This window comes from Pantoea sp. Morm (genome assembly GCF_016643525.1).
Classification (GTDB): Bacteria; Pseudomonadota; Gammaproteobacteria; order Enterobacterales; family Enterobacteriaceae; genus Pantoea; species Pantoea dispersa.
Genome location: NZ_VOQX01000009.1, coordinates 20,282 through 46,755 on the forward strand (window position 1 = coordinate 20,282; position 26,474 = coordinate 46,755).

At 59.2% G+C, this 26,474-nt stretch carries 23 protein-coding genes, 1 tRNA gene and 1 riboswitch; of the genes, 14 read left to right on the forward strand and 10 right to left on the reverse strand.

Annotated elements, in window-relative coordinates; genetic code table 11:
* Positions 1–73: 73 nt before the first annotated feature.
* The 5 genes from mdtD to yegS all read left to right on the forward strand — a co-directional run bounded on the left by mdtD (position 74) and on the right by yegS (position 6,218).
* Positions 74–1,480, forward strand: coding sequence for a multidrug transporter subunit MdtD (gene mdtD, locus FT726_RS05205; RefSeq protein WP_166711706.1), 1,407 nt, complete (start codon positions 74–76; stop codon positions 1,478–1,480).
* Positions 1,477–2,862, forward strand: coding sequence for a two-component system sensor histidine kinase BaeS (gene baeS, locus FT726_RS05210; RefSeq protein WP_058757282.1), 1,386 nt, complete (start codon positions 1,477–1,479; stop codon positions 2,860–2,862). The genes mdtD and baeS overlap by 4 nt, the downstream gene beginning before the upstream one ends.
* Before the next feature lie 9 nt (positions 2,863–2,871).
* On the forward strand, positions 2,872–3,579 hold the full coding sequence (gene baeR, locus FT726_RS05215) for a two-component system response regulator BaeR (protein ID WP_031280058.1): 708 nt from the start codon (positions 2,872–2,874) through the stop codon (positions 3,577–3,579).
* A 139-nt stretch (positions 3,580–3,718) separates the two neighbouring features.
* On the forward strand, positions 3,719–5,089 hold the full coding sequence (gene yegQ, locus FT726_RS05220) for a tRNA 5-hydroxyuridine modification protein YegQ (protein WP_346302538.1): 1,371 nt from the start codon (positions 3,719–3,721) through the stop codon (positions 5,087–5,089).
* Between the two features lie 229 nt (positions 5,090–5,318).
* Positions 5,319–6,218, forward strand: coding sequence for a lipid kinase YegS (yegS, locus tag FT726_RS05225; RefSeq protein WP_288421966.1), 900 nt, complete (start codon positions 5,319–5,321; stop codon positions 6,216–6,218).
* Positions 6,219–6,350: 132 nt separating this feature from the next.
* On the opposite strand, the gene FT726_RS05230 is transcribed toward yegS, so the two are convergent.
* The gene (locus tag FT726_RS05230; RefSeq protein ID WP_282995956.1) at positions 6,351–7,472 is read right to left on the reverse strand and encodes a Gfo/Idh/MocA family oxidoreductase; all 1,122 of its coding nucleotides are present in this window, start codon (positions 7,470–7,472) and stop codon (positions 6,351–6,353) included.
* Between the two features lie 308 nt (positions 7,473–7,780).
* Between FT726_RS05230 and FT726_RS05235 the strand changes: the two genes are divergently transcribed.
* A tRNA-Asn gene (locus tag FT726_RS05235) sits at positions 7,781–7,856 on the forward strand.
* 55 nt (positions 7,857–7,911) lie between these two features.
* Here FT726_RS05235 and FT726_RS05240 read toward each other — a convergent pair.
* From FT726_RS05240 to FT726_RS05250, 3 genes are read right to left on the reverse strand one after another with little or no spacing between them, the layout of a single operon-like run.
* Positions 7,912–8,685 carry a molybdopterin-binding protein gene (locus FT726_RS05240; protein WP_021509306.1) on the reverse strand — a complete coding sequence of 258 codons (774 nt, stop codon included), beginning with the start codon at positions 8,683–8,685 and terminating at the stop codon, positions 7,912–7,914.
* Positions 8,682–9,512, reverse strand: coding sequence for a cytochrome b/b6 domain-containing protein (locus FT726_RS05245; protein ID WP_150058663.1), 831 nt, complete (start codon positions 9,510–9,512; stop codon positions 8,682–8,684). Before FT726_RS05245 ends, FT726_RS05240 begins: the two co-directional genes overlap by 4 nt.
* Before the next feature lie 41 nt (positions 9,513–9,553).
* A complete protein-coding gene (locus FT726_RS05250) occupies positions 9,554–10,189 on the reverse strand; it encodes a hypothetical protein (protein ID WP_346302539.1) in 636 nt (211 codons plus the stop codon).
* Positions 10,190–10,419: 230 nt separating this feature from the next.
* Here FT726_RS05250 and FT726_RS05255 point away from each other — a divergent pair, with 230 nt between their 5' ends.
* The 5 genes from FT726_RS05255 (at position 10,420) to FT726_RS05275 (ending at position 16,007) form a co-directional block, all read left to right on the forward strand.
* Complete coding sequence (locus FT726_RS05255) at positions 10,420–10,965, forward strand: chorismate mutase (protein ID WP_058775774.1); 546 nt, start codon at positions 10,420–10,422, stop codon at positions 10,963–10,965.
* Positions 10,966–11,262: 297 nt separating this feature from the next.
* Positions 11,263–12,273, forward strand: coding sequence for a Zn-dependent oxidoreductase (locus FT726_RS05260; RefSeq protein WP_222986676.1), 1,011 nt, complete (start codon positions 11,263–11,265; stop codon positions 12,271–12,273).
* A 151-nt stretch (positions 12,274–12,424) separates the two neighbouring features.
* Positions 12,425–13,708 (forward strand): MFS transporter, encoded by a 1,284-nt coding sequence (locus FT726_RS05265; RefSeq protein WP_058757273.1) that lies wholly within the window; start codon positions 12,425–12,427, stop codon positions 13,706–13,708.
* Positions 13,709–13,760: 52 nt separating this feature from the next.
* Positions 13,761–15,221: a mannitol dehydrogenase family protein gene (locus FT726_RS05270; protein WP_058757272.1), complete on the forward strand. Its 1,461-nt coding sequence runs from the start codon at positions 13,761–13,763 to the stop codon at positions 15,219–15,221.
* Between the two features lie 99 nt (positions 15,222–15,320).
* Positions 15,321–16,007, forward strand: a complete 687-nt coding sequence (locus FT726_RS05275) for a GntR family transcriptional regulator (protein WP_021509299.1) — start codon at positions 15,321–15,323, stop codon at positions 16,005–16,007.
* A gap of 213 nt (positions 16,008–16,220) precedes the next feature.
* Here FT726_RS05275 and fbaB read toward each other — a convergent pair whose 3' ends face one another.
* The 3 genes from fbaB to thiM all read right to left on the reverse strand — a co-directional run bounded on the left by fbaB (position 16,221) and on the right by thiM (position 19,002).
* Positions 16,221–17,273 carry a class I fructose-bisphosphate aldolase gene (fbaB, locus tag FT726_RS05280; RefSeq protein WP_058757271.1) on the reverse strand — a complete coding sequence of 351 codons (1,053 nt, stop codon included), beginning with the start codon at positions 17,271–17,273 and terminating at the stop codon, positions 16,221–16,223.
* 146 nt (positions 17,274–17,419) lie between these two features.
* Positions 17,420–18,220, reverse strand: coding sequence for a bifunctional hydroxymethylpyrimidine kinase/phosphomethylpyrimidine kinase (gene thiD, locus FT726_RS05285; RefSeq protein WP_282996087.1), 801 nt, complete (start codon positions 18,218–18,220; stop codon positions 17,420–17,422).
* Positions 18,217–19,002, reverse strand: a complete 786-nt coding sequence (gene thiM / locus FT726_RS05290) for a hydroxyethylthiazole kinase (RefSeq protein ID WP_288421977.1) — start codon at positions 19,000–19,002, stop codon at positions 18,217–18,219. Before thiM ends, thiD begins: the two co-directional genes overlap by 4 nt.
* 33 nt (positions 19,003–19,035) lie before the next feature.
* Positions 19,036–19,132: riboswitch (TPP riboswitch) on the reverse strand.
* Between the two features lie 345 nt (positions 19,133–19,477).
* Here thiM and FT726_RS05295 point away from each other — a divergent pair.
* Positions 19,478–19,675: a hypothetical protein gene (locus FT726_RS05295; RefSeq protein ID WP_282996088.1), complete on the forward strand. Its 198-nt coding sequence runs from the start codon at positions 19,478–19,480 to the stop codon at positions 19,673–19,675.
* Between the two features lie 52 nt (positions 19,676–19,727).
* On the opposite strand, the gene ahpF is transcribed toward FT726_RS05295, so the two are convergent.
* Positions 19,728–21,296 carry an alkyl hydroperoxide reductase subunit F gene (gene ahpF, locus FT726_RS05300; protein WP_058769944.1) on the reverse strand — a complete coding sequence of 523 codons (1,569 nt, stop codon included), beginning with the start codon at positions 21,294–21,296 and terminating at the stop codon, positions 19,728–19,730.
* Positions 21,297–21,366: 70 nt separating this feature from the next.
* Positions 21,367–21,930 (reverse strand): alkyl hydroperoxide reductase subunit C, encoded by a 564-nt coding sequence (ahpC, locus tag FT726_RS05305; protein ID WP_010617942.1) that lies wholly within the window; start codon positions 21,928–21,930, stop codon positions 21,367–21,369.
* Positions 21,931–22,220: 290 nt separating this feature from the next.
* Between ahpC and FT726_RS05310 the strand changes: the two genes are divergently transcribed.
* A complete protein-coding gene (locus FT726_RS05310; protein WP_058757267.1) occupies positions 22,221–22,664 on the forward strand; it encodes a GNAT family N-acetyltransferase in 444 nt (147 codons plus the stop codon).
* 3 nt (positions 22,665–22,667) lie between these two features.
* On the opposite strand, the gene apbC is transcribed toward FT726_RS05310, so the two are convergent.
* On the reverse strand, positions 22,668–23,780 hold the full coding sequence (gene apbC / locus FT726_RS05315) for an iron-sulfur cluster carrier protein ApbC (protein ID WP_058757266.1): 1,113 nt from the start codon (positions 23,778–23,780) through the stop codon (positions 22,668–22,670).
* A 162-nt stretch (positions 23,781–23,942) separates the two neighbouring features.
* Here apbC and metG point away from each other — a divergent pair, with 162 nt between their 5' ends.
* Positions 23,943–25,976 (forward strand): methionine--tRNA ligase, encoded by a 2,034-nt coding sequence (gene metG / locus FT726_RS05320; RefSeq protein WP_031280054.1) that lies wholly within the window; start codon positions 23,943–23,945, stop codon positions 25,974–25,976.
* The last annotated feature ends 498 nt before the right edge of the window (positions 25,977–26,474 follow it).

Here is a 26,474-nt window from a genome sequence, read left to right on the forward strand (position 1 = left end):
GCGCAATTCAACGCGCGATAAATCGCGCCGCTACGCGACCTGCGGCTGATGAAACTGTTAACACGGGATGACCATGAACGCACAAACCGCCACCGTCCGCTGGCAACTGTGGATTGTGGCCTTCGGCTTTTTTATGCAGACGCTGGATACCACCATTGTGAACACCGCGATTCCGGCGATGGCCCACGATCTCAACGTCAGCCCGCTGCATATGCACTCGGTGATTGTCTCCTACGTGCTCACCGTGGCGGTCACGCTGCCGCTCAGCGGCTGGCTGGCGGACCGCTTTGGCGTGCGCAACATCTTCTTCTGCGCCATCGTGCTGTTTAGCCTCGGTTCGCTGCTGTGTGCCTTCGCCACGTCACTCGAGCAGCTGGTGATGGCGCGCGTGGTCCAGGGCATCGGCGGCGCGATGATGGTGCCGGTAGGCCGGCTGACGGTGATGAAAATCGTGCCGCGTGAGCAGTACATGTCGGCCATGACCTTTGTCACCCTGCCCGGCCAGATTGGCCCGCTGCTCGGCCCGGCGCTGGGCGGCATTTTGGTGGAGTATGCCAGCTGGCACTGGATCTTCCTGATCAACATTCCGGTCGGCATCATCGGTGCCATCGCCACGCTGCTGCTGATGCCGAACTACACCATGCAGACGCGACGCTTTGACTTCCTCGGTTTTGTGCTGCTGGCGGTCGGCATGGCTACGCTGACGCTGGCGCTCGACGGCCAGCGCAGCGCCGGCGGCTCACCGCTGCTGCTGTGCCTGCTGATTCTGCTGGGGGTGTTTTCCCTGTTGTTCTACCTGATGCACGGTCGCAACAACGATAACGCGCTGTTTAGCCTGAAGCTGTTTGACAACCGCATATACGCCATCGGCCTGCTCGGCAGCTTCACCGGCCGCATCGGCAGCGGCATGCTGCCGTTTATGACGCCGATTTTTCTGCAGGTGGGCCTCGGCTTTAGCCCGTTCCACGCCGGGCTGATGATGATCCCGATGGTGCTGGGCAACATGGGCATCAAACGTGTGGTGGTGCGCATCGTGAACCTGTTTGGCTATCGTAACGCGCTGGTGGGCGGCACGCTGGCGCTGGCGCTGGTGGTGCTGCTGTTTCCCGTGGTGGCGCTGCTCGGCTGGATCTGGCTGCTGCCCGTGGTGCTGCTGTTGCAGGGCATGGTCAATGCCATCCGCTTTTCGTCCATGAATACCCTGACGCTGAAAGAACTGCCGGACGAGCTGGCCTCGAGCGGCAACAGCCTGCTGTCGATGATCATGCAGCTGTCGATGAGTATCGGCGTCACCGTGGCCGGTCTGCTGCTCGGCGCTTTCGGCCATGGCGCGGTGAGCGACAGCGCCGCGACCCATCAAACCTTTATGTACACCTATTTGTGCATGGCGCTGGTGATTGCGCTGCCGGCGCTGGTGTTCTGGCGCGTACCCGCCGATGTGAGTAAAAACGTGGACCTGAGAGGCAGGAGAAAAGGATGAAGCAGCCGGTAAAACTCGGCATCAGCGCCAAACTGTTTATGGCGATTTTTTCCACCTGCATGCTGGTGATCATCACCATGCACTGGGGCGTGCGCCTCAGCTTTGAGCATGGCTTTGTCGATTACATCAAAAAGGGCAACGAGCAGCGCCTGACGCTGCTGAGCGATGCGCTGGCCGATCAATACGAACAGCACGGTAGCTGGGATTTTTTGCGTAACAACGACCGGCTGATTTTCACCATTCTGCGCTCGCTGGAACAGAATCCTGGCAGCGGCACGCAGCTGCCGCCGCACGGCTGGCGCACCCAGTTCTGGATTATCGATCAGCAGTACAAAATATTGTCCGGCCCGCGCTCGCCGGTGCCGCCGGAAGGCTCGCGCCGCAATATCACCACCAGCAACGGCAAGATTGTTGGCTGGGTGATTGCCTCGCCCGCCGAGCGGCTGACGCGCAGCACCGACATCAACTTTGACCATCAGCAGCGTCAGACCAGCTGGCTGATTGTCGGCCTCACCACGCTGCTGGCCGCGCTGGTCACCTGGCTGCTGGCGCGCGGCCTGCTGGCGCCGGTGAAACGGCTGGTAGACGGCACCCATCAGCTGGCGGCGGGCAAATTTACCACCCGGGTGGAGGTTGGCAGCAGCGACGAAATTGGCCAGCTGGCGCGCGACTTCAACCAGCTGGCGCGCTCGCTGGAGAAAAACGAGAGCAACCGGCGCGCCTTTATGGCCGATATTTCCCATGAGCTGCGTACGCCGCTGGCGATTTTGCGCGGTGAGCTGGAGGCGATGCAGGATGGCGTGCGCAAGCTGACGCCCGACGCCATCAGTTCGCTGCAGAGCGAAGTCGCGCTGCTGACCCAGCTGGTGGAAGACCTGCACCAGCTGTCGCTCTCCGACGCGGGCGCCCTCGCCTACCGCAAACAGCCGGTGGATCTGGTCAGTCTGCTGGAGGTGGTGGCGGGCAGTTTTGGCGAACGCTATCGCAGCCGGGGGTTGACGCTCAGCCTGATGCTACCGGCACAGGCCAGCAGCTTTGGCGATCCGGACCGGCTGATGCAGCTGTTTACTAACCTGCTGGAAAACAGCCTGCGCTACACCGATGCCGGTGGCACGGTGCAGCTCAGTATGCAGCTCAGCGGCGAGCAGTGGCAGCTGCAGTTTGCCGACAGCGCACCGGGCGTCGAGCGCCAGCAGCAGGCACAGCTGTTTGAGCGCTTCTTCCGCGCCGAAAGCTCGCGCAATCGCGCCAGCGGCGGCTCCGGGCTCGGTCTGGCGATCTGCAAGAATATTGTTGAGGCGCATGACGGCAGCATTAATGCGGCCGACTCTGATTTAGGTGGGCTGAAAATCACGCTAAACTTGCCGTATGTTCCTCACTAGACACCCTTTATGAGCACGGAAAATAGCGATCCCCTGATTCTTGTTGTGGAAGACGAACCCAAACTGGCGCAGCTGATGATTGATTATCTGCAGGCGTCAAACTACCGCACGCATCACCTCGCCGATGGCAACGCGGTACTGAGTTACGTGCAGCAAACGCCGCCGGACCTGATGCTGCTGGATTTGATGCTGCCGGGCCGTGACGGCCTGACGCTGTGTCGGGAAATTCGCCGCTTCTCCGAGCTGCCGATTATCATGGTGACCGCACGCACGGAAGAGATCGATCGCCTGCTCGGGCTGGAGATTGGCGCTGACGACTATATCTGCAAACCCTTCAGCCCGCGTGAAGTGGTGGCGCGGGTGAAAACCATTCTGCGCCGGGTGAAACGTTCGCCAGAAGAGGCGCAGCTGGCCTCGCATCTGCTGATCGACGAAGGGCGTTTCCAGGCCAGCTGGCGCGAACAGCCGCTGGAGCTGACGCCCGCCGAGTTCCGCCTGCTGAAAACCCTGGCGCTGGAGCCGGGCAAAGTGTTTTCGCGCGAGCAACTGCTGAACCATCTGTATGACGACTATCGCGTGGTCACCGATCGCACCATTGACAGCCACATCAAGAACCTGCGGCGCAAGCTGGAGAACCTTGATGCCGAACAGCCGTTTATTCGCGCCGTGTACGGCATGGGATATCGCTGGGAAGCGGATGTTGGCCGCCTGCTGTAACCGCTTAGATTGATCCAGGTCAATTTACATCGGGAGTCGCCCTGCCTACAATTCCCCACCTTTTGCAGGGCCGCCTGACGCGGCCGCTGCACGTGCCATCCGTGATGGCATGCTGACCTGACATCAGTGAGAACTTCCCATGCTTAAACCCGAACTGCTTTCGCCGGCAGGCACGCTGAAAAATATGCGTTACGCCTTTGCCTACGGCGCCGACGCGGTGTATGCCGGCCAGCCGCGCTACAGCCTGCGCGTGCGCAATAACGAATTCACCCATGAAAACCTCGCCAAAGGCATCAGCGAGGCGCACGCGCTCGGCAAGAAGTTTTACGTGGTGGTAAACATTGCCCCGCACAACGCCAAGCTGAAAACCTTTATCCGCGATCTGACGCCGGTCATCGAAATGCAGCCGGATGCGCTGATCATGTCCGATCCCGGCCTGATCATGCTGGTGCGTGAAGCCTTCCCGCAGATGCCGATTCACCTGTCGGTGCAGGCTAACGCGGTGAACTGGGCCACGGTGAAGTTCTGGCAGCAGATGGGGCTGACGCGCGTGATTCTGTCACGCGAGCTGTCGCTGGAGGAGATCGCCGAAATTCGCCAGCAGGTACCGGAGATGGAGATCGAAATCTTTGTCCACGGCGCGCTGTGCATGGCCTACTCCGGCCGCTGCCTGCTCTCTGGCTATCTGAATAAGCGCGATCCTAATCAGGGCACCTGTACCAACGCCTGCCGCTGGGAATATAACGTGGCCGAAGGCCAGCAGGATGAGGTCGGCAACATTGTTGGCTTCCATCAGCCGGTTGCGGTGCAGCCCGCGACGCTCGGCGTCGGTCAGCCTACCGACCGGGTATTCCTGCTGGAAGAGAAGATGAAGCCAGGCGAGGTGATGAGCGCGTTCGAAGATGAGCACGGCACCTACATCATGAACTCGAAAGATCTGCGCGCGGTGGCGCACGTCGAACGCCTGAGCCAGATGGGCGTGCATTCGCTGAAAATTGAGGGCCGCACCAAATCGTTCTACTACTGTGCGCGCACCGCGCAGGTGTACCGCCGCGCAATCGACGATGCGGCCGCCGGCAAACCTTTCGATCCGGCACTGCTGGAGACGCTGGAAGGGCTGGCGCACCGCGGCTATACCGAAGGTTTTTTGCGTCGCCACACCCATGACAGCTATCAAAACTACGAGCAGGGTTTTTCCATTTCGGAGCGTCAGCAGTTTGTCGGTGAATTTACCGGTGAGCGGCGCGGTACGTGGGCGCAGGTGGCGGTGAAGAACAAATTCATGCTGGGCGATAGAGTGGAGATCATGACGCCGGACGGCAATCTCAACTGCACGCTGCAGGCGATGCAGAATGACAAGGGTGCCGCGGTTGAAGTCGCTCCGGGAGATGGTCATCGCGTCTGGATCAGCGTGCCGGAGGGGGTCGATCTGGCCTATGCGCTGCTGCTGCGCAATTTTACCGACGGTAACAGCACTTACGATCCGCACGGTAAAAATCGCACTAAATGAAAAGAAAACGGCGAAGTTAGAACAAGATCACAGACCGCCGCTTCGCCGCGCTTTAGAATCGCGCCTGCTGCTAACGAGTAACAACAAACAGCAGGTAGTACCAGGAACCACCTCATTCACCCGCCCGGCTCCCCCGTGCGGGTTTTCTTTTTTTCATCGTTCGCCGATAAAGTTCCCGCCGCAGCTATGCTATAACCACAGCTCTGTCTTACTCATCAGGGAAGCGATAATGCAAAATAAACCCCTCACTTTGCTGATTCTGAATGGAAAAGGCGCAGGCAATGAAGAGTTGCGTGCCGCCGTGAATACCCTGCGCGACGAAGGCTTTAACCTGGCGGTGCGCGTGACCTGGGAAAAAGGCGACGGTGACCGCTACGTGCAGGAAGCGCTGCAGCTGCAGGCGGAAACCGTGGTGGCTGGCGGCGGCGATGGCACCATCAATGAGATTGCCACCGCGCTGGCCGCCCTGCCGCCAGCGCAGCGGCCGGTGCTGGGGATTTTACCGCTTGGCACTGCCAACGATTTTGCTACCAGCGCCGGTATTCCGGCAGAAATGGAAGCGGCACTGCGGCTGGCGGTGCTGGGCAAAGCCACGGCCATCGATCTGGCGCGGGTGAACGGCGACCGTTACTTCATCAACATGGCGACCGGCGGTTTTGGCACACGCATCACTACGGAAACGCCGGAGAAACTGAAATCGGCGCTGGGCGGCGTTTCCTATTTTATTCATGGCCTGATGCGCGTTGATGCGCTGAAGCCGGACAGCTGCGAAATCAGCGGACCGGGCTTTCACTGGCAGGGTGACGCGCTGGTGATTGGCATTGGCAATGGCCGTCAGGCCGGTGGCGGACAGCGGTTATGTCCGGAAGCGCTGATCAATGACGGACAGCTCAATCTCAGCATCGTCACCGCCCAGGAGCTGCTGCCAACGTTGTTGCACTCGCTGACGCGCGACGACGATAACCCGAACATTGTCGCGGCACAGCTGACGTCGCTGACCATCCGTTCACCGCATGAGATGACCTTTAACCTCGACGGCGAGCCGCTGTCCGGCAGCGAGTTTGTGATTGAGGTGCAGCCCGGCGCGCTGAGCTGCCGCCTGCCGCCGCAGTGTGCATTGCTGGCGTAATCATTGGAAAATTCCTGCATTATCCCGGTGCGCATAAATGCGCACCCTGTGAGGCTCGCCATCCCTGCACGCACCGTGTAAGGTCGCCATTCATGGCGAGCGGTTACGTGCGTCTCCGGCTGACGCTCTGCGTCACACCTTCATCCAGCGGCGCTCCACGGCGGAAATCGCCACCGCTTCCAGCACCTTCTGCACCTGCAGCCCTTCGGCAAAATCCGGCCACATGCGGTCGCCGGCGGCGATGCCGTTAATCAGATCGCGAATCTCAACCGTTTTCTGATCGTTAAAACCGATGCCGTGGCCGGCCGAGACGCAGAAGCTGGCGTAATCGGGATGCGCCGGACCGGTGAGAATGGTTTTAAAGCCCTGGCGGCCGGCCGGATCGTCGTGCAGGTACAGTTCCAGCTCAGCCATGCGTTCCTGCGTGTAGCGCAGCGTGCCTTTGGTGCCGGTCACCACATAAGTCAGCCCCATCTTGCTGCCGCAGGCGATACGCGAGGTTTCAATCACGCCGTGCGCGCCATTTTTAAAGCGCAGCAGCGCGCTGGCCTGATCTTCATTTTCCACCGGCAGCAGACGTGACGGCGCCTTCGGATCCGGTCGCTGTTTGATCACCGTCATCATGTCACCGCTCACCTCATCAATATCACCGACCAGATAGTGCGCCATGTTGACGATATGCGCCGCCAGATCGCCAAGCGCGCCGAGACCGGCCAGCGCTTTCTGGCAGTGCCAGTCGAGCGGCGTCTCCGCGCGCGCCAGATAATCTTCGTTATGGGTGCCGTAAAAGTGCACCACCTCGCCGATCTCACCGCGCGCGATAATCTCCCGTGCCAGCTGGCTGGTGGGGTTTTTCATGTAGTTAAAGCCTACCAGGGTTTTCACTCCCGCCTGCTCTGCCGCCTGCACCATCTCTTCGGCATCGGCCACCGAGAGCGACAGTGGCTTTTCGGAGTAGACGTGCTTGCCGTGGCGAATCGCCTCCAGCGCCATCTCTTTGTGCAGGAAATTGGGCGCGCAGATATCGACCACGTCGATGTGCGGATCGCGTACCAGCTCGCGCCAGTCGCCCGTCGAACGGGCAAAGCCAAACGTCGCCGCCTGCTGCGCCGCCAGCGCCGAATTCACCTCTGCCAGCATCTCGCGCACAATCTCACCCTTCAGGGCGAACACCGTGGGTGCCTGCGCATAGGCAATCGCGTGACAACGCCCAATATATCCACTGCCAATCATACCGATTCTGACTTTGTTCATGCTGCACCTGCGGTTCACGGGGATGAGTTTCCCGGAATATATGTTTCGTTTTGGGCGGCGACAACGGAAAAATGAAATATCTGTGATCATACATGCGAGGTATCTGACAGAAGCGACAAATCAGAATGTAATTTTGCATAGCATTGGTGACATCTCTCACAATCAGGCGCAGTGCTGGCGCTAATTCGCGCCATCGCGCGGGCCCGCGTCGGGCAATTGACGCTTTATTCAGCAGTCAGAAAAAATTGTGAAAAAGAGCTTTGACAAGCCACAGCCTGCCCGATAATATGCGCCCCGTTCCAAACGATTCCTCTGTAGTTCAGTCGGTAGAACGGCGGACTGTTAATCCGTATGTCACTGGTTCGAGTCCAGTCAGAGGAGCCAGATTTAGAAAAGCCTGCTTTTAAAGCAGGCTTTTTGCTTTTCTGCGTTCTGACGTTCAGATACCGCCATACCACTCGTAACCGCGATCTTCCCAGTAGCCACCGCGTCCGCCCCACAGCTGGGCAAACGAATCCACCACTTTAATTTCCATCAGATACTTGGCGTGCTTGTAACCGAGCTGGCGCTCGACCCGGAGACGCAGCGGCGCACCGTGCGCGACCGGTAGCGGCTGATCGTTCATACGGTAGGCCAGCAGCGTTTGCGGATGCCACGCATCCTGCAGATCGATACTTTCGTAGTAGCGCCCGCTGCCGTCCAGCGTCTGCTCCAGTTCGTCGGCACACAGGAACACTACGTAGCGGGCACCTGGCCGCAGGCGCGCTGCATCCAGCACCAGTCCGAGCGGTACGCCCTGCCATTTGCCAATCGCGCTCCAGCCCTCCACGCAGTCGTGCCGGGTAATCTGCGTGCGACTGGGGAACCGCTGCAGATCGCTGAGCGATAAACTCAGCGGCTGTTGCACCAGCCCGGTGACGCGCAACCGCCAGTCGGCAAACCCGTTCGCCAGCAAACGCGCATATTCGTCGGAGTCGGGCATTTGCGTGCCGTTGGCGCGGAACAGCGGCGAAATATCGGCCTCGCTGAACTCCGGTGCCAGCCGCTGGCCGCCCAGCAGGCGCTGGCTGGCACGCGTCAGCCGCTCGGTCTGATTGAGCCAGCCGCTGACCGTGTCGTTTTGCGTCAGTTGATCGCAACCGCTCAGCAGCGCCGCGCCGGCGCCGGACAGCGCGCCCAGCAGCAGGCGGCGACGCGACAGCTCGATTTTCATGATGGGGTATCCTCTTTGTCGATCGCGTAACGTCCGGTGATCATCGAACGCAGGTTATTGAACACGCCTGACACCAGCACCATCACTACATGCACCAGCACAAACAGCACCAGCAGCGTGGCGGTGATAAAGTGCACCGTTCGCGCCGTCGGACGGCCGCCAAACAGATCGGGTAAAAACGGCAGCGCCGCATCCAGCGCTGGCGACAGGGTTAATCCACTGAGCAGCATCAGCGGCAACAGTATGAAGATCACCAGCAGATAGCTGAGTTTCTGCAACGCGTTATAGCGCCGCGCCGCTTCACCGCGGGCGAAGCGCAGCCGGGCGTGGTCGCAAATCTCCTGCCACAAATGACGCGCGCCCAGCTGCTGACGGTCGGGCAACAGATCGCGGCGAAAGTGCCGGTGCCAGAAACCGTGCAGCAGATAAATCACGCCGTTGAACAGCAGCAGCCAGGCAAAAAAGAAGTGCCAGTGGCGACCGGCTCCCAAATCCTGCCACGACGGCAGCGTCAGCCAGCCGGGGAACGCGCGCGCCGTCAGCGTGCCCTCCAGCTTCGAGACACCGAGCACGCCGGTGGTATTCAGTTGCAGCGAGCCGAGCCGGACAAATCCCTGCTGCTGACGATTGCCGATTTCAAACACCGGCTGCTCATGGTCTGCGCCATACAGGCCGACATACAGACGTGGATGCGCATTAAAGATTTGCAATCCGCTCATCAGCAGTACGGCAAAACACAGGGCGTTGACCCAGTGCGTCACGCGCACCAGCAGCGAATGACGACGGATTAGCGTTTTACTGCGGGAAGGTGAAGGCTGTTGCATCATCGAGCCCCTTACCAGCCAGGCGAGGCCTGGCTGGATCCGGATTACATCGGCGGCACTACGCCGTTTTTGCCGACAATGACATTGCCTGCGGTGAGCTTACCGTCGGCGCCCTTCTCGGCCGGAACAAACACCGTGGTGCCGGGTTTCAGGTCATCCGGGGTGGCGGCGGCCAGCGTCACCACCGGCGTACCAGCCGGAATGGCAATTTTTTTCTGATGGCCGTGATAGCTCACCGTCACTTCGCTGTTATCCACCGAGGTGACGCTATTGGCGACTGTGGCGTTGGTCATTGAGCTGCCCGGCTTCAGATCCCAGCTGAAGTTGCCCTCGCCTGCGCCTTTCAGCTGCGCCGGGAAAATCAGCACTTCGAGCGCGCCATCTCCGCCGCCCGCTTTCGGCAGTGAGGCTATGCCCACGTAATCGCCCTTTTTAATGTCGCTGATGCTGGCTTTCGCCACCGCAGACACCATCGCGCCTGGCTTCATGGCCACGCTGACCTCCGATCCTTCGCGTGACTTGATAGTGAGCTGCTGCCCGTTTACCGATTCAACAACGCCACGTACCTGCACTTTTTGCCCTGTCATCTCTGCCGCCATCGCCGGCGACAGCGTGGCGCCGGCCAGCAGTGAACCAGCAATCAGCAGTGAAAGGCGTTTGTAATGTGATAAGACCGTCATGGAGTGTTCCTTTTGATGATAAGCGCTGCCTCAGCGGCAGCCCTGTGCCAGAAATCATTCAACCTGAAGCGCAATAACATTGCGGCAAAAGGCGCTGGAAAACAAACCTACTAGTTGGTAGATTAAAAAACAAGATAATTTTTCACCCTGTACTTTGTCATGTCATTATTTTGTCTTAGCCTGAGCCTCGCGCAGATCCAGCGCCTGGGTTGAACATTGGGAGCATCAGTATGGAAATGCAGTTACGATCGGCCACGTTAGCGCTGCTGATTTGCAGCTGTTCCGCCGCTGCGGCAGAACTCAGCAGTCCTTCGCCGGGCCAGCTTATTAACACGCGTTTGTCTTACATGAAGGATGTGGCGGGTTATAAAGCGCAGCATCATCAGCCGATTGAAGATTTGGGTCAGGAGCGCAAGGTGCTGGACAAAGCCCTGGCGGAAGCGCGTCAGCTGGGTCTGGATGATGCCACGGTGCAGCCGTTTATTCAGGCACAGATGGATGTGGCGAAAGCGGTTCAGTATCGCTATCGCGCCGACTGGCTGGCAACGCCGGAGCCGCACTGGCAGCCGCGTCCGCTGGATGAGGTGCGCAAAAGCATTGGTCATTACAGCGACGCGATTCTGACGCAGCTTGCCGCGCAGTTGAAACAGGGCGCGACGCTGCAGGCACCGCAAAAGGCCGAATTTATGCGCGACATTCAGCAGCGCAACGTGTCACCGCAGGATAAAGAGTTATTGTGGCGCACGCTCAGCGCGGTGACGTTACGGCGGCCGTGATGTTGCGCGGCGAGCGTGCCGTCGATCGCAGCAGGCCTGTCATTCTGCTGCGTTTTTCCCGGTTGCCATAAATGGCGACCCTGTAAACCAGGTAACGACTTTACAGGGTGTGCAGTGATGCGCACCGCAACACCATTCTGAAACTTCGCTTTGCAACTACCCCATCCGCTCTGTGATTGCGTTCACAACTCTGCAACAGCAACTTGTATGGTAGTATTATTGCGCGTATTTTTTCGTCATTACTGTCGCGTTATTACTGGTGTGCCGCGCCTTCAGGCCACCAGCCAGGAGTGAATGATGAAAAGTGTGGTGATTGAACAACCGGGCAAACTGCTGCTGGCCGAGCGCGCGCTGCCGCAGCCCGCCGCTGATGAAGTACGGGTAAAAGTGAAATTTGCCAGCATCTGTGGCTCTGACGTGCACATCTGGCACGGTCACAATCCATTTGCCCGCTATCCGCGCGTGATCGGCCATGAGTTCTTTGGCGTGATTGACGCGGTCGGACAGGACGTTGATGCCAGCCGGCTGGGCGAGCGCGTGGCGGTCGATCCGGTGGTGAGCTGTGGCCACTGCTATCCCTGCTCCGTTGGCCGTCCTAATGTCTGTCAGTCACTGCAGGTGATTGGCGTCCACCGCGACGGCGGCTTCAGTGAGTATGCGGTGGCACCAGCCAAAAATGCCCATCGCCTGCCGGCGAGCATTCCCGACCAACTCGCCAGCCTGGTTGAGCCCTTCACCATTGCCGCGAATATCACGGCGTTCCTCAAACCGCAGCCACAGGATGTGGCGCTGATTTACGGTGCCGGTCCGATGGGGCTGACCGCCATTCAGGTGCTGAAAGGCGTGTACGGCGTACAGCAGGTGCTGGTGGTGGACCGCCTGCCAGAGCGGCTGGCGCTGGCGCAGCAAAACGGTGCCGATCGCCTGTTCAACAACAGCGAGATCCCGCTGGCGGCGCAGCTGGAAGGCGTTCAGCCGACGCTGATTATCGACGCCGCCTGCCATCCGGCGATCCTCGCCGAAGCGGCGGCGCTGGCCTCGCCGGCGGCGCGCATCGGCCTGCTCGGGTTTTCTGCTGAGCCGTGTAGCCTGACGCAGCAGGCGTTGACCAGTAAAGAGTTGTCGCTGTTTACCTCGCGCCTGAACAGCAACCGCTTCCCGCAGGTGATTGCGTGGCTGGAACAGGGACTGATCCAGCCGGAGAAACTGGTCACCCACTATTTCCCGCTGGCGCAGATCGAGCGCGCCATGACGCTGTTTGAACAAGACCCGCGCACCTGCTGCAAAGTGATCCTGCAAATGGATTGAGTGAGGCGCCACACCAGATGTCCCTGATGCCGGTGCGTACCCGCCGGCCACAACAATAATCCCCTGCATAAATCAGGCGCAGCGCCGCAGTCATCAAGGTCATCTCCCCGTGATGCTGCAGCCTGAAGAAGAACAGGGAAACGGAGTTTCTATGCTGAAGAATCTACGCTGGACCCTCGTACTGCTGCTGTTCCTGGTGTATATGATCAACTACCTCGATCGTATTGCCCTGTCGCTTACCGTGCCGCTGGTGGAAAAAGATCTGATGATCAATGCCGAGCAGTTCGGCCTGATCTTCGGCAGCTTCTTCTTCGGCTATGCGCTGTTCAACTTTATTGGCGGCCTGGCCACCGATAAATTTGGCCCGACGATTGTGCTCGGCACCGCCGTCGGCATGTGGTCACTGTTCTGCGGCATGACCGCGCTGGCGACCGGTTTCTGGTCGATGATGATTCTGCGCGTGCTGTTCGGCATGGCGGAGGGCCCGATTTGCGCCTCGGCCAACAAAGCCATCAACGGCTGGTTCCCGAAAAAGCAGGCCGCCACCGCCATGGGCCTGCTGAGTGCCGGTTCCCCGCTCGGCGGCGCGGTCGCCGGGCCGATTGTCGGCTACCTGGCGCTCTCCTTCGGCTGGCGTCCGGCGTTTGTGGTGATCTGCCTGATTGGTCTGGTGTGGATGGCGCTGTGGTTCTTCTTCGCCGCCGACAATCCGGCGCGCAGTAAGCGCGTCTCTGCGCAGGAGCGCGCGCTGGTAGAGAAACTGAAAGCGGAAGAGCCGGCAGATATCATCGACGCGGACGGCAAAGCGCACGGCATGGGCTACTATCTGCGTCAGCCGATTATCCTCGTTACCGCATTCGCCTTCTTCTGCTACAACTACATTCTGTTCTTCTTCCTGAGCTGGTTCCCGGCCTATCTGGTGCAGGCGCACGGGCTGGATATCAAAGCCATGAGCATCACGACCATGATCCCGTGGATTGTCGGCTTCGTTGGCCTGGCGCTGGGCGGCTGGATCTCCGATAAAATCTTTAATATCACCGGTAAGCTGCTGCTATCGCGCAAGATTGTGTTAGTAGTGTCGCTACTGGCGGCAGCGATATGTGTGGCGCTGGCGGGCACCATCAAAGAGGTGAATTCGGCGGTGATCATGATGTCGATCTCCATCTTCTTCCTTTACATCACCGGTGCCATTTACTGGGCGATTATTCAGGATGTGGTGCACAAAAGCCGCGTCGGCAGCATCAGCGGCTTTATCCACCTGATTGGCAGCCTGTCCGGCATTATCGGCCCGATCGTTACCGGCTTCATCGTGCAGCACACCGGCAAATTTGACAGCGCCTTTGTGCTGGCGGGCGTGGTGGCGGCCCTTGGTGCGCTGCTGGTGCTGTTTGTGATTCGCAGCCCGAAAGCCAGCGACAAACCGGTTTCCGTTTAATCGAATGACTCTGCCGGGGCGCCGCGCGCCCCGTTTGCCACAAGGATTATGCATGTTACAACCCGATCGCCTTCCCGCTGACGTACAGCGCCCCCGTTACGACCGCAGCCAGCTGAAAACCCGCATGGTGCACATCGGTTTTGGTGCCTTTCACCGCGCGCATCAGGCGCTGGCCACTGACCAACTGGCGCAGCACGGCAGCGACTGGGGCTACTGCGAAGTGAATCTCAACAGCGGCGCGCTGATCGCCGCTCTGCGCCAGCAGGATTTGCTGTACAGCGTGACCGAAATGGCCGACGACAGCCTGCACACGCGCATTGTTGGCGTAATTACCCAGGCGCTGCACGCGAAAAGTGACGGTATTGAGGCGGTGATTGAAGCGATGAGCCAGCCGGAAATCGCCATCGTGTCGATGACGGTCACGGAAAAAGGCTACTGTTCGCTGCCGTCGAGCGGCCAGCTCGACCTGACGCATCCGGACATCGTGCACGATGTGGCGCATCCTGACGCGCCGCGCTCGCTGCCCGGCGTGATCCTGGCGGCGATTGAACGCCGTCGCCAGCGCGATCTGCCGCCGTTTAGCGTGATGTCGTGTGACAACATGCCGGAGAACGGCCACGTTACGCGCAATGTGATTACCCAGCTGGCGCAGCGTCGCAGCCCGGCGCTGGCGGATTACATTCAGACCCACCTCACCTTTCCCTCAACCATGGTGGATCGCATCGTACCGGCGATGACCGATGAGGCTTTCGCGACGCTGGAAGCGCGGCTGGGCAGTCGCGATCCGGTGGCGGTAGAAGCCGAACCTTTTTTCCAGTGGGTGATTGAAGATAACTTCGTCAGCGGCCGCCCGGCGTGGGAACAGGCCGGTGCGGAGCTGGTGCGTGATGTGCTGCCGTACGAAGAGATGAAGCTGCGCATGCTCAACGGCAGCCACTCGTTCCTGGCTTATCTCGGCTACCTGGCCGGGTATCAGCACATCAGCGATTGCATGGCCGATGCCAATTTTCGTCAGGCGGCGCGCGCGCTGATGCTGCAGGATCAGGCACCCACGCTGCGCACGCAGGATGTTGATTTGGTCGCCTATGCCGACTCGCTGATCGCCCGTTACGAAAACCGGGCGATTAAACATCGCACTTATCAAATCGCCACCGACGGCACGCAGAAGCTGCCACAGCGCCTGCTGGATAGCGTGCGCTGGCATCTGCGTAACGGGACGGCCTGTGATTATCTGCTGCTGGGCGTAGCAGGCTGGATGCGCTATATCAGCGGCGTCGATGAGCAGGGCGCGGCGATTGAGATTCGCGATCCGCTCAGCGCGCAGCTGGCCAGCATTGTTGCCAATAGCGAGGATGGCCCGCAGCGCGTTGAGGCCTTACTGCGCCTGCAGGCAGTGTTCGGCGACGACTTACGTTATCACACGGTGTTTGTTACGCGGCTTACCGAGCTGTATCAGCAGCTGCGGCTTACCGGTGCACGCGCCACGGTGCAGGCGCTGGTCACAGAAGGCTAAGCCGCCTGCACAAATGTGTAGCGCAGACGCAGCGTGCTGATTAGACTGACGCTTTCTCATCGGGCTGGCGGCGGCCAGCCGTAATACGGATATTGCTGCATGTCGATTGCCTATACCATAACCACCAGCGAACCGGTAAATCAGCAAATTTATCGCTATCTGCGGAAGGATATCGTGACCTGCGTGATCCATCCGGGCTCGCTGCTGTCGGAGAAAGAAGTGTCGGCGCGCTTCAACGTGTCGCGGCAGCCGGTGCGGGAAGCCTTTATCAAACTGGCGGAAGCCGGCCTGGTGCAGGTTCTGCCGCAGCGCGGCACCTTCGTGCGCAAAATCTCCGCCCAGCGCGTGGCCGACGGCCGTTTCATCCGTGAAGCGGTGGAGATCGCCGTGGTTCGTCGCGCCGCGCTGGAGATCGCTGCCACCGGACTGATGGCGCTGGAACACAATCTGCAGCTGCAGCGACTGGCAGCGGAACGCCACGACAGCCAGGCGTTTCTGGCGCTCGACGATGAGTTTCACCGGTTGATTGCCGAAGGCATTGACTGCCTGCTGGCGTGGGAGACGGTGGAGAACATTAAAGCGACGATGGACCGCGTGCGCTTTCTGACGCTGAGCGAAGTGTCGCCGCCGGAGAGCCTGATTCAGCAGCACGAAGAGATTTTTGCCGCGCTGAAAGCGCAAGATGCCGATGCGGCGGAGAAGGCGATGCGGCGACATCTACAGGAGATGATTCTGACCATCACGCCGATTGCCGAGCGCAACAGCGAATGGTTTGAAGGGCCGTAGTGCTGTGGGGTGAGCTTGCGGTGGGGTGCGGTGCGGTTTGATGCGGTGCGGTGTGATGCCCTCACCCCGGCCCTCTCCCACCGGGAGAGGGAGCTGTTCCAGCTAGTCTTCAATAATTAACTCTGAAAAACCGCACATTTCTGTCCCCTCTCCCGCTGGCGGGAGAGGGTTAGGGTGAGGGTAAGGGTGAGGGGGAAAAAGCCCCTCACACCATCAGGCAATCGTCACATCCTTCGCCAGATACACATCCTGCACCGCATTAATCAGCGCCACGCCCTCTTTCAGCGACTTCTTAAACGCCTTGCGCCCGAGAATCAGCCCCATGCCGCCGGCGCGTTTATTGATCACTGCCGTACGCACCGACTCTGCCACATCGGTCGCACCGGCTGAAGCACCGCCGGAGTTAATCAGCCCGGCGCGGCCCATATAGCAGTTGGCCAGCTGGTAGCGCACCAGATCGATCGGATTCTCACTGGTCAGCTTGCTGTACACGCGCTCATCGGTGTGACCAAACTTCACCGCGTTATAACCGCCGTTATTCTCCGCCATTTTCTGCTTCACAATGTCGGCACCAATGGTGGCCGCCAGATGGTTAGCCTGACCGGTTAAATCGGCGCTGGCGTGATAATCCACCCCATCCTTCTTGAAATCGTTGTTGCGCAGATAAGCCCACAGCACCGTCACCATGCCCAACTCGTGCGCGCGCTCGAAGGCCGCTGCAATTTCCTCGATCTGCCGGCGCGACTGCTCAGAACCAAAATAGATGGTGGCGCCGACCGCAACCGCGCCCATGTTGAACGCCTGTTCAACGCTGGCGTACAGCGTCTGGTCATACTGCGTGGGATAGCTCAGGGTTTCGTTATGGTTCAGCTTGACCATAAACGGGATACGGTGTGCGTAGCGACGTGACACGGAGGCCAGCACGCCATAGGTCGACGCCACACAGTTACAGCCGGCTTCAATCGCCAGCTCGACGATATTCTTCGGGTCGAAATAGGCCGGATTGGCGGCGAACGAGGCGCCGGCAGAGTGTTCCACGCCCTGATCCACCGGCAGAATCGACAGATAGCCGGTACCCGCCAGACGGCCGGTGTTGTAGAGCGTCTGCATATTGCGCAGTACCGCAGGAGAACGATTGTTATCAATCATCACGCGATCGACATAATCCGCGCCCGGCAAATAAAGGCTATCCGCTGGAATGGTCATGCAGCGATGTTGAAGAAGCGTATCCGCTTCTTTACCCAATAACTGTACGATGTCCGTCATATTCGCTCCTGATAAATGGCTGGAAAAGAACCGGCACCTGCCGATTCGCCCCCACAGCCTGGACCGAAACGCGCCAGGCTGGCAAATTGCTGACTCCATTTTTCAGACGGATACGCAGTGAAAAAACGGCAATCTGGCGTTACGCCCTACCACCACTGATGGAAATGATGCACCGGCCCAATGCCGTGACCGACCTCCAGCGAATCGGCGTGCAGCAGCGCCTGCTGCAGCCAGGCCTTGGCCTCCGCTACGGTGCCCGCCCAGTCCGCATGGCGCGGTCGCAATGCCGCCAGCGCCGCCGACAGCGTGCAGCCGGTGCCGTGCGTATGACGGGTGTTAACGCGCGGTGCGGTAAAGCGCTGGCGGCCGGCGCGGGTGATCAGCCAGTCCGGGCTTTCCACATCGCTGAGATGACCGCCCTTCATCAGCACCGCTTCGCAGCCCAGTTCCAGCAGCGCATCGCCCTGCTGCAGCATACTCGCCTCGTCCTGCGCCATGCGGCAACCCAGCAGTGCCGCGGCTTCCGGCAGATTGGGCGTGATCAGCGATACCTGCGGCAGCAGCCGTTCACGAATGCTGGCTACCGCATCGGGCGACAGCAGCGCATCGCCGCTTTTGGCAATCATCACCGTATCCAGCACCACAAACGGCAGGCTGGCGCGTTTCAGCTTCTCTGCCACCACCTCAACGATCGCCGTCTCCGCCAGCATACCGATTTTCGCGGCGTCAATGCGCACGTCGTCCAGCACCGAGTCGAGCTGCGCCGCGACAAATGCCGGTTCGATGCGATACACCGACTGCACGCCGCGGGTGTTCTGTGCCACCAGCGCGGTAATCACGCTGGTACCGTACGCGCCGAGCGCGGAGAAGGCTTTCAGATCCGCCTGGATGCCCGCACCGCCGCTGGGATCGGTGCCGGCAATGGTCAATGCATTGATGCGTTTCATGCCGCCACCTCCAGCGTCCACAGCGCATCGAGAAAAGCGGCGACGAAGCTGCCGGGCCCTGCCACGCCGCGCGCGGCCTGCTCTCCCGCCAGTGACATTACGCGGCAGGCCGCTGCCACGTGCTGGATGCGCTCGCCCGGCAGGCTGCTGCACGCCGCGACGACGGCGGATAGCGCACAACCGGTGCCGACCACGCGCGTCATCAGCGGGCTGCCGCCGGGAATTGCCAGCGTCTGGCGGCCATCGGTGACGTAATCGACTTCGCCGGTTACCGCGACGATAGTCGTGCAGCGTTGCGCCAGCTGCTGCGCGGCGTTCAGTGCGGCATCGGCCTGATGCACGCTATCCACGCCGCGTCCGCCCGTGGCCTGGTGGGCTAAGGCGAGAATCTCTGAAGCGTTGCCGCGAATGGCCGCCGGTCGCAGGCTCAGCAGTTGCTGACAGAATTCCGTACGCAGGGTTAGCGCGCCTACCGCCACCGGATCGAGCGTCCATGGTGTGCCGGCCTGGTTAGCGGCCTGTACCGCCGCCAGCATCGCATCGCGGCGCTCACGGGTTAACGTACCGACGTTGATCAGCAGCGCATCGGCAAAACCGGCAAACTGCGCCGCTTCATCGCCATCAATCACCATCGCGGGCGAAGCCTGCAGTGCCAGCAGCACGTTGGCGGTAAAGGTTTGCACCACGTCGTTGGTCATACAGTGCACCAGCGGTGCCTGCTGCCGCAGCAGTTGCAGAGAGTGCGCGAGTTGCGCCGGGGAAAGAGGGTCAGGCTGTGTCATAAGGCTCCCAACCGGCAATCAGGAAGGCGAATGCGGTCAGGCATCTGACTTCCCTACGCTGGCATTATCCAGATCAGGTATTACGGGTATTTCTCAGCCTTCACAAAGAAGGGCACCCCGAGTCATGCACGTCCGTGTCAGACGTGCCTTCACAGCATAAAGGGTCAGCTTAAAGTTGTAAATCCTGCGGCAGGTGCACTTTTTTTGTCGGACAACGATGAGCAAAAATACGTGCGCCATCAATTTTCATGATTTTTTGATCATCAGGAAAATATAAACAAATCGACGGAGATCAATTTTCCCAAAAGCCCTAAAATTCATCAGGATAGTTAATTTAATCTGCCGGGGCAGTAGGCGGGAAATAAACAGAAGAAAGCGCGCAACTTGATTAATATCAAACCGGCCGGCGGCATAACGCGGCCTAATTCCCTTCCGGATTTGAAGACCGCTGTTTCACCTTCACCCGGAATCGCTAATGACTTTATTCAGTTTTCTTCCGCACGCGCACCACTGGCACAATATCACCATTTCCCGTCAAGGCGCCGTTTCCCCCGGCGGCCGTTACCGGTACTCCACGTACCTCGAAGCCGAATGCAAACGCTGCGGCGAGCGCATCCATAAAATTTATTATCGCGATATCAGCGATGAACAGGCGCGTCGCTGGCTGGGATAAAAAAAAGCCCCGCAACACAGGTTGCAGGGCGCTTGCGTGGCTATCGCAAAACTTATTCAGCCGGTTTGGTGCGGATCAGGTAATCAAACGCGCTCAGTGATGCTTTAGCCCCTTCCCCGCTGGCAATGATGATCTGCTTGTACGGCACCGTGGTGCAGTCGCCGGCGGCAAATACGCCTTTCAGGCTGGTTTCGCCTTTGGCGTCGATCAGGATCTCGCCCATGCGGTTGCGCTCTACCGCGCCTTCCAGCCAGTTGGTGTTAGGCAGCAGGCCAATCTGTACGAAAATACCGCTCAGCGCCAGTTCGTGGCTGGTCTGGTTATTGCGGTCGATGTAGGTCAGACCGGTAACTTTACTGCCGTCGCCTTTTACTTCGGTGGTCTGCGCGTTGAGGATCACATCGACGTTTTTCAGGCTGCGCAGTTTATCCTGCAGCACTTTATCGGCGCGCATTTCGCTGGCGAACTCCAGCAGCGTAACGTGCTCGACAATACCGGCCAGATCGATGGCCGCTTCAACGCCGGAGTTACCGCCACCGATCACCGCCGTGCGTTTGCCTTTAAACAGCGGGCCGTCACAGTGCGGGCAGTAGGTTACACCTTTGGTGCGATACTGCTCTTCGCCCGGAACGCCCATGTTGCGCCAGCGTGCGCCGGTAGCAATGATGATGCTGCGTGATTTCAGCACCGCGCCGGAAGCGGTTTCGATGGCGTGCAGGCCGCCCTCTTTGGCTGCCGGAATCAGCTTGATGGCGCTCTGGGTGTCGATCACGTCAACGTCATAGTCATCAACGTGCGCACGCAGAGAACCGGCGAGCTTCGCCCCTTCGGTTTTCGGCACGGAGATGTAGTTTTCAATGTCAACGGTGTCCAGCACCTGGCCGCCAAAGCGCTCGCCCATCAGGCCGGTGCGGATGCCTTTACGCGCCGAGTAGATGGCCGCCGCAGCGCCCGCCGGGCCGCTGCCGACGATCAGCACTTCATAGGCGTCACGCTTGTTCAGCTCTTCAGCCGCACGCTTATCCGCGTTGGTGTCTACCTTACCGACGATTTCTGCCAGGCTCATGCGACCCTGACCGAACTCTTTGCCGTTGAGGTAAACCGCCGGCACGCCCATGACGTTGCGTTCGGTGATCTCGTTCTGGAACATGCCACCGTCGATGGCGGTATGACGGATGCGTGGATTGAGCACCGCCATCAGGTTCAGCGCCTGTACCACGTCCGGACAGTTGTGGCACGACAGAGAGTAATAGGTTTCGAAATGCAGGTCGCTGTCCAGCGCAACAACCTGATCCAGCAGGCTCTGCGCCTCTTTCGACGGATGTCCACCGGTCTGCAGCAGAGCCAGCACCAGTGAAGTAAATTCGTGGCCCATTGGCGAACCGGCAAAGCGCGGACCGCTGTGGCTGCCTGGGTTAGTAATCAGGAATGATGGTTTACGTACCGGTTGATCGTTCTCTTCACGGAAGCTGACTTTATCAGACAGACTCGCGATATCGGTCAACAGAGTACGGATCTCTGCGGATTTTGCGCCATCGTCCAGTGTGGCAATCAACTCAACCGGTTTCGTTAGTTTCTCAAGGTAGGCCTTGAGCTGGGTTTTTAAATTGGTGTCGAGCATAGTGAGTTCCTGTGAAGAAAATCGGGTGCCGCAGCACCCGATGGAAGAAAGATCAAAGGGCGTAGGTGACTTAGATTTTGCCAACCAGGTCCAGTGATGGAGCCAGCGTTGCGTCGCCTTCTTTCCATTTAGCCGGGCAAACTTCACCTGGGTGAGAAGCCACGTACTGAGCCGCTTTCACTTTACGCAGCAGGTCAGACGCGTCACGGCCGATGCCTTCTGCAGTGATTTCGATGGCCTGGATGATGCCTTCCGGGTCAACGATGAAAGTACCGCGGTCAGCCAGACCTTCTGCTTCACGCATGATTTCGAAGTTACGGGTCAGAGCACCGGTCGGGTCGCCGATCATCGCGTACTGGATTTTCGCGATGGTGTCTGAAGAACCGTGCCAGGCTTTGTGGGTAAAGTGCGTGTCAGTTGAAACGGAGTAGATGTCTACGCCCAGTTTCTGGAACTCTTCGTAGTGGTCTGCCACGTCACCCAGTTCAGTCGGGCATACAAAGGTGAAGTCAGCCGGGTAGAAGAAGAAAACACTCCATTTACCTTCAACGTCTTTCTCGGTTACGTCGATGAATTCGCCGTTTTTGAATGCAGCGTTTTTGAACGGTTTGATTTTGGTATTGATGATAGACATGGGTGACCTCCGTTAAAAAGATGTGATGCAGGCTACATAATTTTCGGGCCAACTTCTAATATGCAGACGTTATCAATCAGATAATCAAAAGCTATCAAAGTGCCGACGCCAGATTTGATGCGGCTTGCCGCGGCATTCTACACAGAAAAGCCGCAGAGTTAACAGGCTTTATCTTTGCGCACGGCAACTGCTATTTTTTTATAAACATTCAATCATCTTTGCTGCACGATTTTACTGCGTGCACAACTCCGCTACAAAACGTGCCCGCTTACTCGTCATGGAGTCTGGAAGTGAAAATTCGTCTTTTTGAAGAAGCCGACCGCCCTTTCTTACGCACACTGTATCTCGCGGCGCGCCGTCATAACTGGACATGGCTGGCCGGCGACGACTGGCAGCTGGAAGATTTCGACGCGATTATTCCCGGTGAAACGGTACTGGTGGCGGAGATCGACGGCCACCGCGCAGGGTTTGCCGGCGTGATGGATAACGATAATTTTTTGCACAGTTTGTATGTTGATCCGGCCTTTCAGGGCCAGGGCGTCGGCAGTGCGCTGCTGAACGCGGTGCAGCAGCGTTTTACCTCCACCGGCGCGCTGAAATGTCTGCTCCAGAACGAAGCGGCGCTGCAGTTTTATCAGCAGCACGGCTGGCAGCGCGAAGCGCTGGGAGAGAGCGAACAGGGCCAGTACGTGTTGATGCACCTGCCGCTGGCGTCACGCACCAGCGGCAGCTAAGGCTTAAACCGCGCGGAAGGCGATGTCGCCCGGAATCACCTCACCCTGCCAGTAAAGCTGGGCGGCAACCCGGCCCGCAAGTTCACGATACAGCGCGGTGAATTCACTCTCCGGACGGCGAATCACAGTCGGTTCACCATCGTCGAGATCTTCGCGCAGATTAATGTGCAGCGGCAGCTGAGCCAGCAGGCGGGTGTGATAATCCTCAGCCAGCTTCTGCGCACCGCCGGTACCAAAAATCGGCTCGTGATGGCCGCATTCGCTGCAGATGTGCATGCTCATGTTTTCCACCACGCCCAGCACCGGCACGCTGACTTTTTCGAACATCACCATGCCCTTGCGCGCATCAATCAGCGCAATGTCCTGCGGCGTGGTCACCACCAGCGCGCCGGTCACCGGCACGTTCTGCGCCAGCGTCAGCTGAATGTCACCGGTGCCCGGCGGCATATCCAGAATCAGGTAATCGAGATCCGGCCACAGCGTTTCATTCAGCAGCTGCATCAGCGCCTTGCTGGCCATCGGTCCGCGCCACACCATGGCGTTATCGTCGGTCACCAGATAGCCGATAGAGTTGGTTGCCAGGCCGTGCGCCATGATCGGTGCCATGTGCGTGCCATCCGGCGAGGTGGGGCGCTGCTTTTCGGTGCCGAGCATGTCCGGGATCGACGGGCCGTAAATATCCGCATCGAGAATACCGACGCGCGCGCCTTCGGCCGCCAGCGCCAGCGCCATATTCACGGCGGTGCTGGATTTGCCCACGCCACCTTTACCGGAGCTGACGGCGACGATGTTTTTCACGCCGTTGACGCCCGGCTGATTTTTCACGCGTTTCAGGGTGGCGATGTCATGACGCAGCCGCCAGTCGATGGCGCGCGTGTTGGTCAGGCGCAGCAGTTCCGCGCTGGTCTGGGCTTTCAGCGCCTCAAACGCGCTGGCCCAGGCAAATGGCATCACCAGTTCAATGTGCAGCTTGTCGTCGAGCAGCGCCACGTGGCGTAGCGCTTTGAGGGTAGTCAGATTGTGTTGCAGCGTCGGATGCTCAAACTCGCTCAGCACGCCGATAACCACGGCGCGCAATGCTTCAGGTGAATGATGGTCCCGGGATTGTGCGGTCATCCCAACTCCTTATTTAGTCATGACGCCAGACGATGGCGGTGTGCCATCAATCATATCAGATAGGCGCTAAAAGTGACGTGGCCGAGCTGCTGTGTTTACGCCAGAGGGTGCTTCGGTTAACATCTAAGCCCGATTTTTTATTCACGGAATGCTACGCAAATTATGACTCAAGTCGCTAAAAAACTACTGGTAACGTGCGCCCTGCCGTACGCAAACGGCTCTATCCACTTAGGTCACATGCTTGAACACATTCAGGCTGACGTGTGGGTCCGTTACCAGCGAATGCGTGGCAATCAGGTGTTCTTCATCTGTGCGGACGACGCCCACGGCACGCCGATCATGCTGAAAGCCCAGCAGCTGGGTATCGCGCCGGAGCAGATGATTGCGGAAATGAAGCAGGAGCATGAGACCGATTTCGCGGGTTTCAACATCAGCTATGACAATTATCACTCCACGCACGGCGACGAAAACCGCCAGCTGTCTGAGCTGATTTACACGCGCCTGAAAGAGAACGGTTTCATTAAAAACCGCACCATTTCGCAGCTGTACGATCCGGAAAAAGGCATGTTCCTGCCTGACCGCTTCGTCAAAGGCACCTGTCCGAAATGTAAATCGCCCGATCAGTACGGCGATAACTGCGAAGTGTGCGGCGCGACTTACAGCCCGACCGAGCTGATTGAGCCGAAATCGGTGGTGTCAGGTGCGACGCCGGTGATGCGCGATTCTGAACACTTCTTCTTCGATCTGCCGTCCTTCAGCGCGATGCTGCAGGCGTGGACGCGCTCCGGCGCGCTGCAGGAGCAGGTGGCGAACAAGATGCAGGAGTGGTTTGAAGCCGGTTTGCAACAGTGGGATATCTCCCGCGATGCGCCGTACTTCGGCTTCGAGATCCCTGGCGCGCCGGGCAAATACTTCTACGTCTGGCTGGATGCGCCAATCGGCTATATGGGGTCGTTCAAGAACCTGTGCGACAAACGCGGCGACATCGATTTCGACGAGTTCTGGAAGAAAGATTCCAGCACCGAGCTGTATCACTTCATCGGCAAAGACATCGTCTATTTCCACAGCCTGTTCTGGCCAGCGATGCTGGAAGGCAGCAATTTCCGCAAGCCAACCAACCTGTTTGTGCATGGTTATGTCACGGTGAACGGCGCGAAGATGTCGAAATCGCGCGGCACCTTCATCAAAGCCAGCACCTGGCTGCAGCACCTCGATGCCGACAGCCTGCGCTACTACTACGCGGCCAAGCTCTCTTCGCGCATCGACGATATTGACCTCAATCTGGAAGATTTCGTCCAGCGCGTGAACGCTGACATCGTTAATAAGGTGGTGAACCTCGCCTCGCGCAACGCCGGCTTTATCACCAAACGCTTTAACGGCCAGCTGGCAAGCGAACTGGCGGATCCGGCGCTGTATCAGACCTTTGTTGATGCGTCAGAGAAGATTGGTGAAGCCTGGGCCAGCCGCGAATACAACCGTGCGATCCGCGAGATCATGGCGCTGGCCGATCTGGCCAACCGCTACGTTGACGAGCAGGCACCGTGGGTGGTGGCGAAACAGGAAGGCCGTGATGCCGACCTGCAGGCGATTTGCTCGATGGGCATCAACCTGTTCCGCGTGCTGATGACCTGGCTGAAGCCGGTACTGCCGTCGCTGAGCGAGCGCACAGAAGCCTTCCTGCAAAGCGAACTGAGCTGGGATGGCATTGCGCAGCCGCTGCTCAACCACAGCGTAGCGCCGTTTAAAGCGCTGTATGGTCGTATTGAGATGGCAAAAGTGGAGGCGCTGATTGCGGCTTCGAAAGAGGACGCAGCGGCGGCGAACCAGCCAGCGGCAAGCGGTCCACTGGCCGATGCACCGATTGGCGAGACCATCACCATTGATGACTTCGCCAAAGTCGACATGCGTGTGGCGCTGATCGAGCAGGCTGAGCTGGTAGAAGGTTCCGATAAGCTACTGCGTCTGCAGCTGGATCTGGGTGGCGAGAAGCGCCAGATTTTCTCCGGCATTCGCGCCGCTTATCCGGATCCGTCGGTGCTGGTGGGCAAGATGACCATCATCGTCGCCAACCTGGCGCCGCGCAAAATGCGTTTCGGCGTGTCCGAAGGCATGGTGCTGTCTGCCGGGCCTGGCGGCAAAGACCTGTTTGTGCTGTCAGTGGATAGCGGCGCGCAGCCGGGTATGCCGGTGAAGTAAGGGTTGGTGCGCGCTGGCCCTCACCCTAACCCTCTCCCGCCTGCGGGAGAGGGAACCGCTGAGTGCGGGGTTTGGGTTCAGAGCCAGGCCTGCACCTCGTTCGATTGCCTCCCTCTCCCGCTTTTGCCGGTGGGACCGAACAGCGCACGTTGTTACCCAGGTATCAAACCTGCACATAGCAAAACCCCGCACAAGACTACCCCCTCTCCCGCCTGCGGGAGAGGGCTGGGGTGAGGGGAAAACCGCACCGCGCTCATCGCGCCAGCATCAGACAGCGATAAATCTCCGCCATCACCACCTCAAACTCATTAAACACCTGATGATTCCAGAAGCGCAGCTTTGTGCTGACAGTGAATAGCGGTGCCCAGCCGACTATGCCGGTGTAATAACGGTTGGTGCGCGCTGGCCCTCACCCTAACCCTCTCCCGCCTGCGGGAGAGGGAACCGCTGAGTGCGGGGTTTGGGTTCAGAGTCAGGCCTGCACATAGCAAAACCCCG

What these genes read in the sequence shown, in the direction of transcription:
- FT726_RS05245 (WP_150058663.1), bottom strand. Translation starts at nt 9,512, where the DNA reads ATGATGCAACAGCCTTCACCTTCCCGCAGTAAAACGCTAATCCGTCGT.
- FT726_RS05240 (WP_021509306.1), bottom strand. Translation starts at nt 8,685, where the DNA reads ATGAAAATCGAGCTGTCGCGTCGCCGCCTGCTGCTGGGCGCGCTGTCC.
- apbC (WP_058757266.1), bottom strand. Translation starts at nt 23,780, where the DNA reads ATGACCGCACAATCCCGGGACCATCATTCACCTGAAGCATTGCGCGCC.
- FT726_RS05250 (WP_346302539.1), bottom strand. Translation starts at nt 10,189, where the DNA reads ATGACGGTCTTATCACATTACAAACGCCTTTCACTGCTGATTGCTGGT.
- FT726_RS05275 (WP_021509299.1), top strand. Translation starts at nt 15,321, where the DNA reads ATGTCGATTGCCTATACCATAACCACCAGCGAACCGGTAAATCAGCAA.
- FT726_RS05260 (WP_222986676.1), top strand. Translation starts at nt 11,263, where the DNA reads ATGAAAAGTGTGGTGATTGAACAACCGGGCAAACTGCTGCTGGCCGAG.
- fbaB (WP_058757271.1), bottom strand. Translation starts at nt 17,273, where the DNA reads ATGACGGACATCGTACAGTTATTGGGTAAAGAAGCGGATACGCTTCTT.
- FT726_RS05295 (WP_282996088.1), top strand. Translation starts at nt 19,478, where the DNA reads ATGACTTTATTCAGTTTTCTTCCGCACGCGCACCACTGGCACAATATC.
- mdtD (WP_166711706.1), top strand. Translation starts at nt 74, where the DNA reads ATGAACGCACAAACCGCCACCGTCCGCTGGCAACTGTGGATTGTGGCC.
- yegS (WP_288421966.1), top strand. Translation starts at nt 5,319, where the DNA reads ATGCAAAATAAACCCCTCACTTTGCTGATTCTGAATGGAAAAGGCGCA.
- baeR (WP_031280058.1), top strand. Translation starts at nt 2,872, where the DNA reads ATGAGCACGGAAAATAGCGATCCCCTGATTCTTGTTGTGGAAGACGAA.
- FT726_RS05255 (WP_058775774.1), top strand. Translation starts at nt 10,420, where the DNA reads ATGGAAATGCAGTTACGATCGGCCACGTTAGCGCTGCTGATTTGCAGC.
- FT726_RS05265 (WP_058757273.1), top strand. Translation starts at nt 12,425, where the DNA reads ATGCTGAAGAATCTACGCTGGACCCTCGTACTGCTGCTGTTCCTGGTG.
- FT726_RS05270 (WP_058757272.1), top strand. Translation starts at nt 13,761, where the DNA reads ATGTTACAACCCGATCGCCTTCCCGCTGACGTACAGCGCCCCCGTTAC.
- metG (WP_031280054.1), top strand. Translation starts at nt 23,943, where the DNA reads ATGACTCAAGTCGCTAAAAAACTACTGGTAACGTGCGCCCTGCCGTAC.
- FT726_RS05230 (WP_282995956.1), bottom strand. Translation starts at nt 7,472, where the DNA reads ATGAACAAAGTCAGAATCGGTATGATTGGCAGTGGATATATTGGGCGT.
- ahpF (WP_058769944.1), bottom strand. Translation starts at nt 21,296, where the DNA reads ATGCTCGACACCAATTTAAAAACCCAGCTCAAGGCCTACCTTGAGAAA.
- thiM (WP_288421977.1), bottom strand. Translation starts at nt 19,002, where the DNA reads ATGACACAGCCTGACCCTCTTTCCCCGGCGCAACTCGCGCACTCTCTG.
- ahpC (WP_010617942.1), bottom strand. Translation starts at nt 21,930, where the DNA reads ATGTCTATCATCAATACCAAAATCAAACCGTTCAAAAACGCTGCATTC.
- thiD (WP_282996087.1), bottom strand. Translation starts at nt 18,220, where the DNA reads ATGAAACGCATCAATGCATTGACCATTGCCGGCACCGATCCCAGCGGC.
- baeS (WP_058757282.1), top strand. Translation starts at nt 1,477, where the DNA reads ATGAAGCAGCCGGTAAAACTCGGCATCAGCGCCAAACTGTTTATGGCG.
- yegQ (WP_346302538.1), top strand. Translation starts at nt 3,719, where the DNA reads ATGCTTAAACCCGAACTGCTTTCGCCGGCAGGCACGCTGAAAAATATG.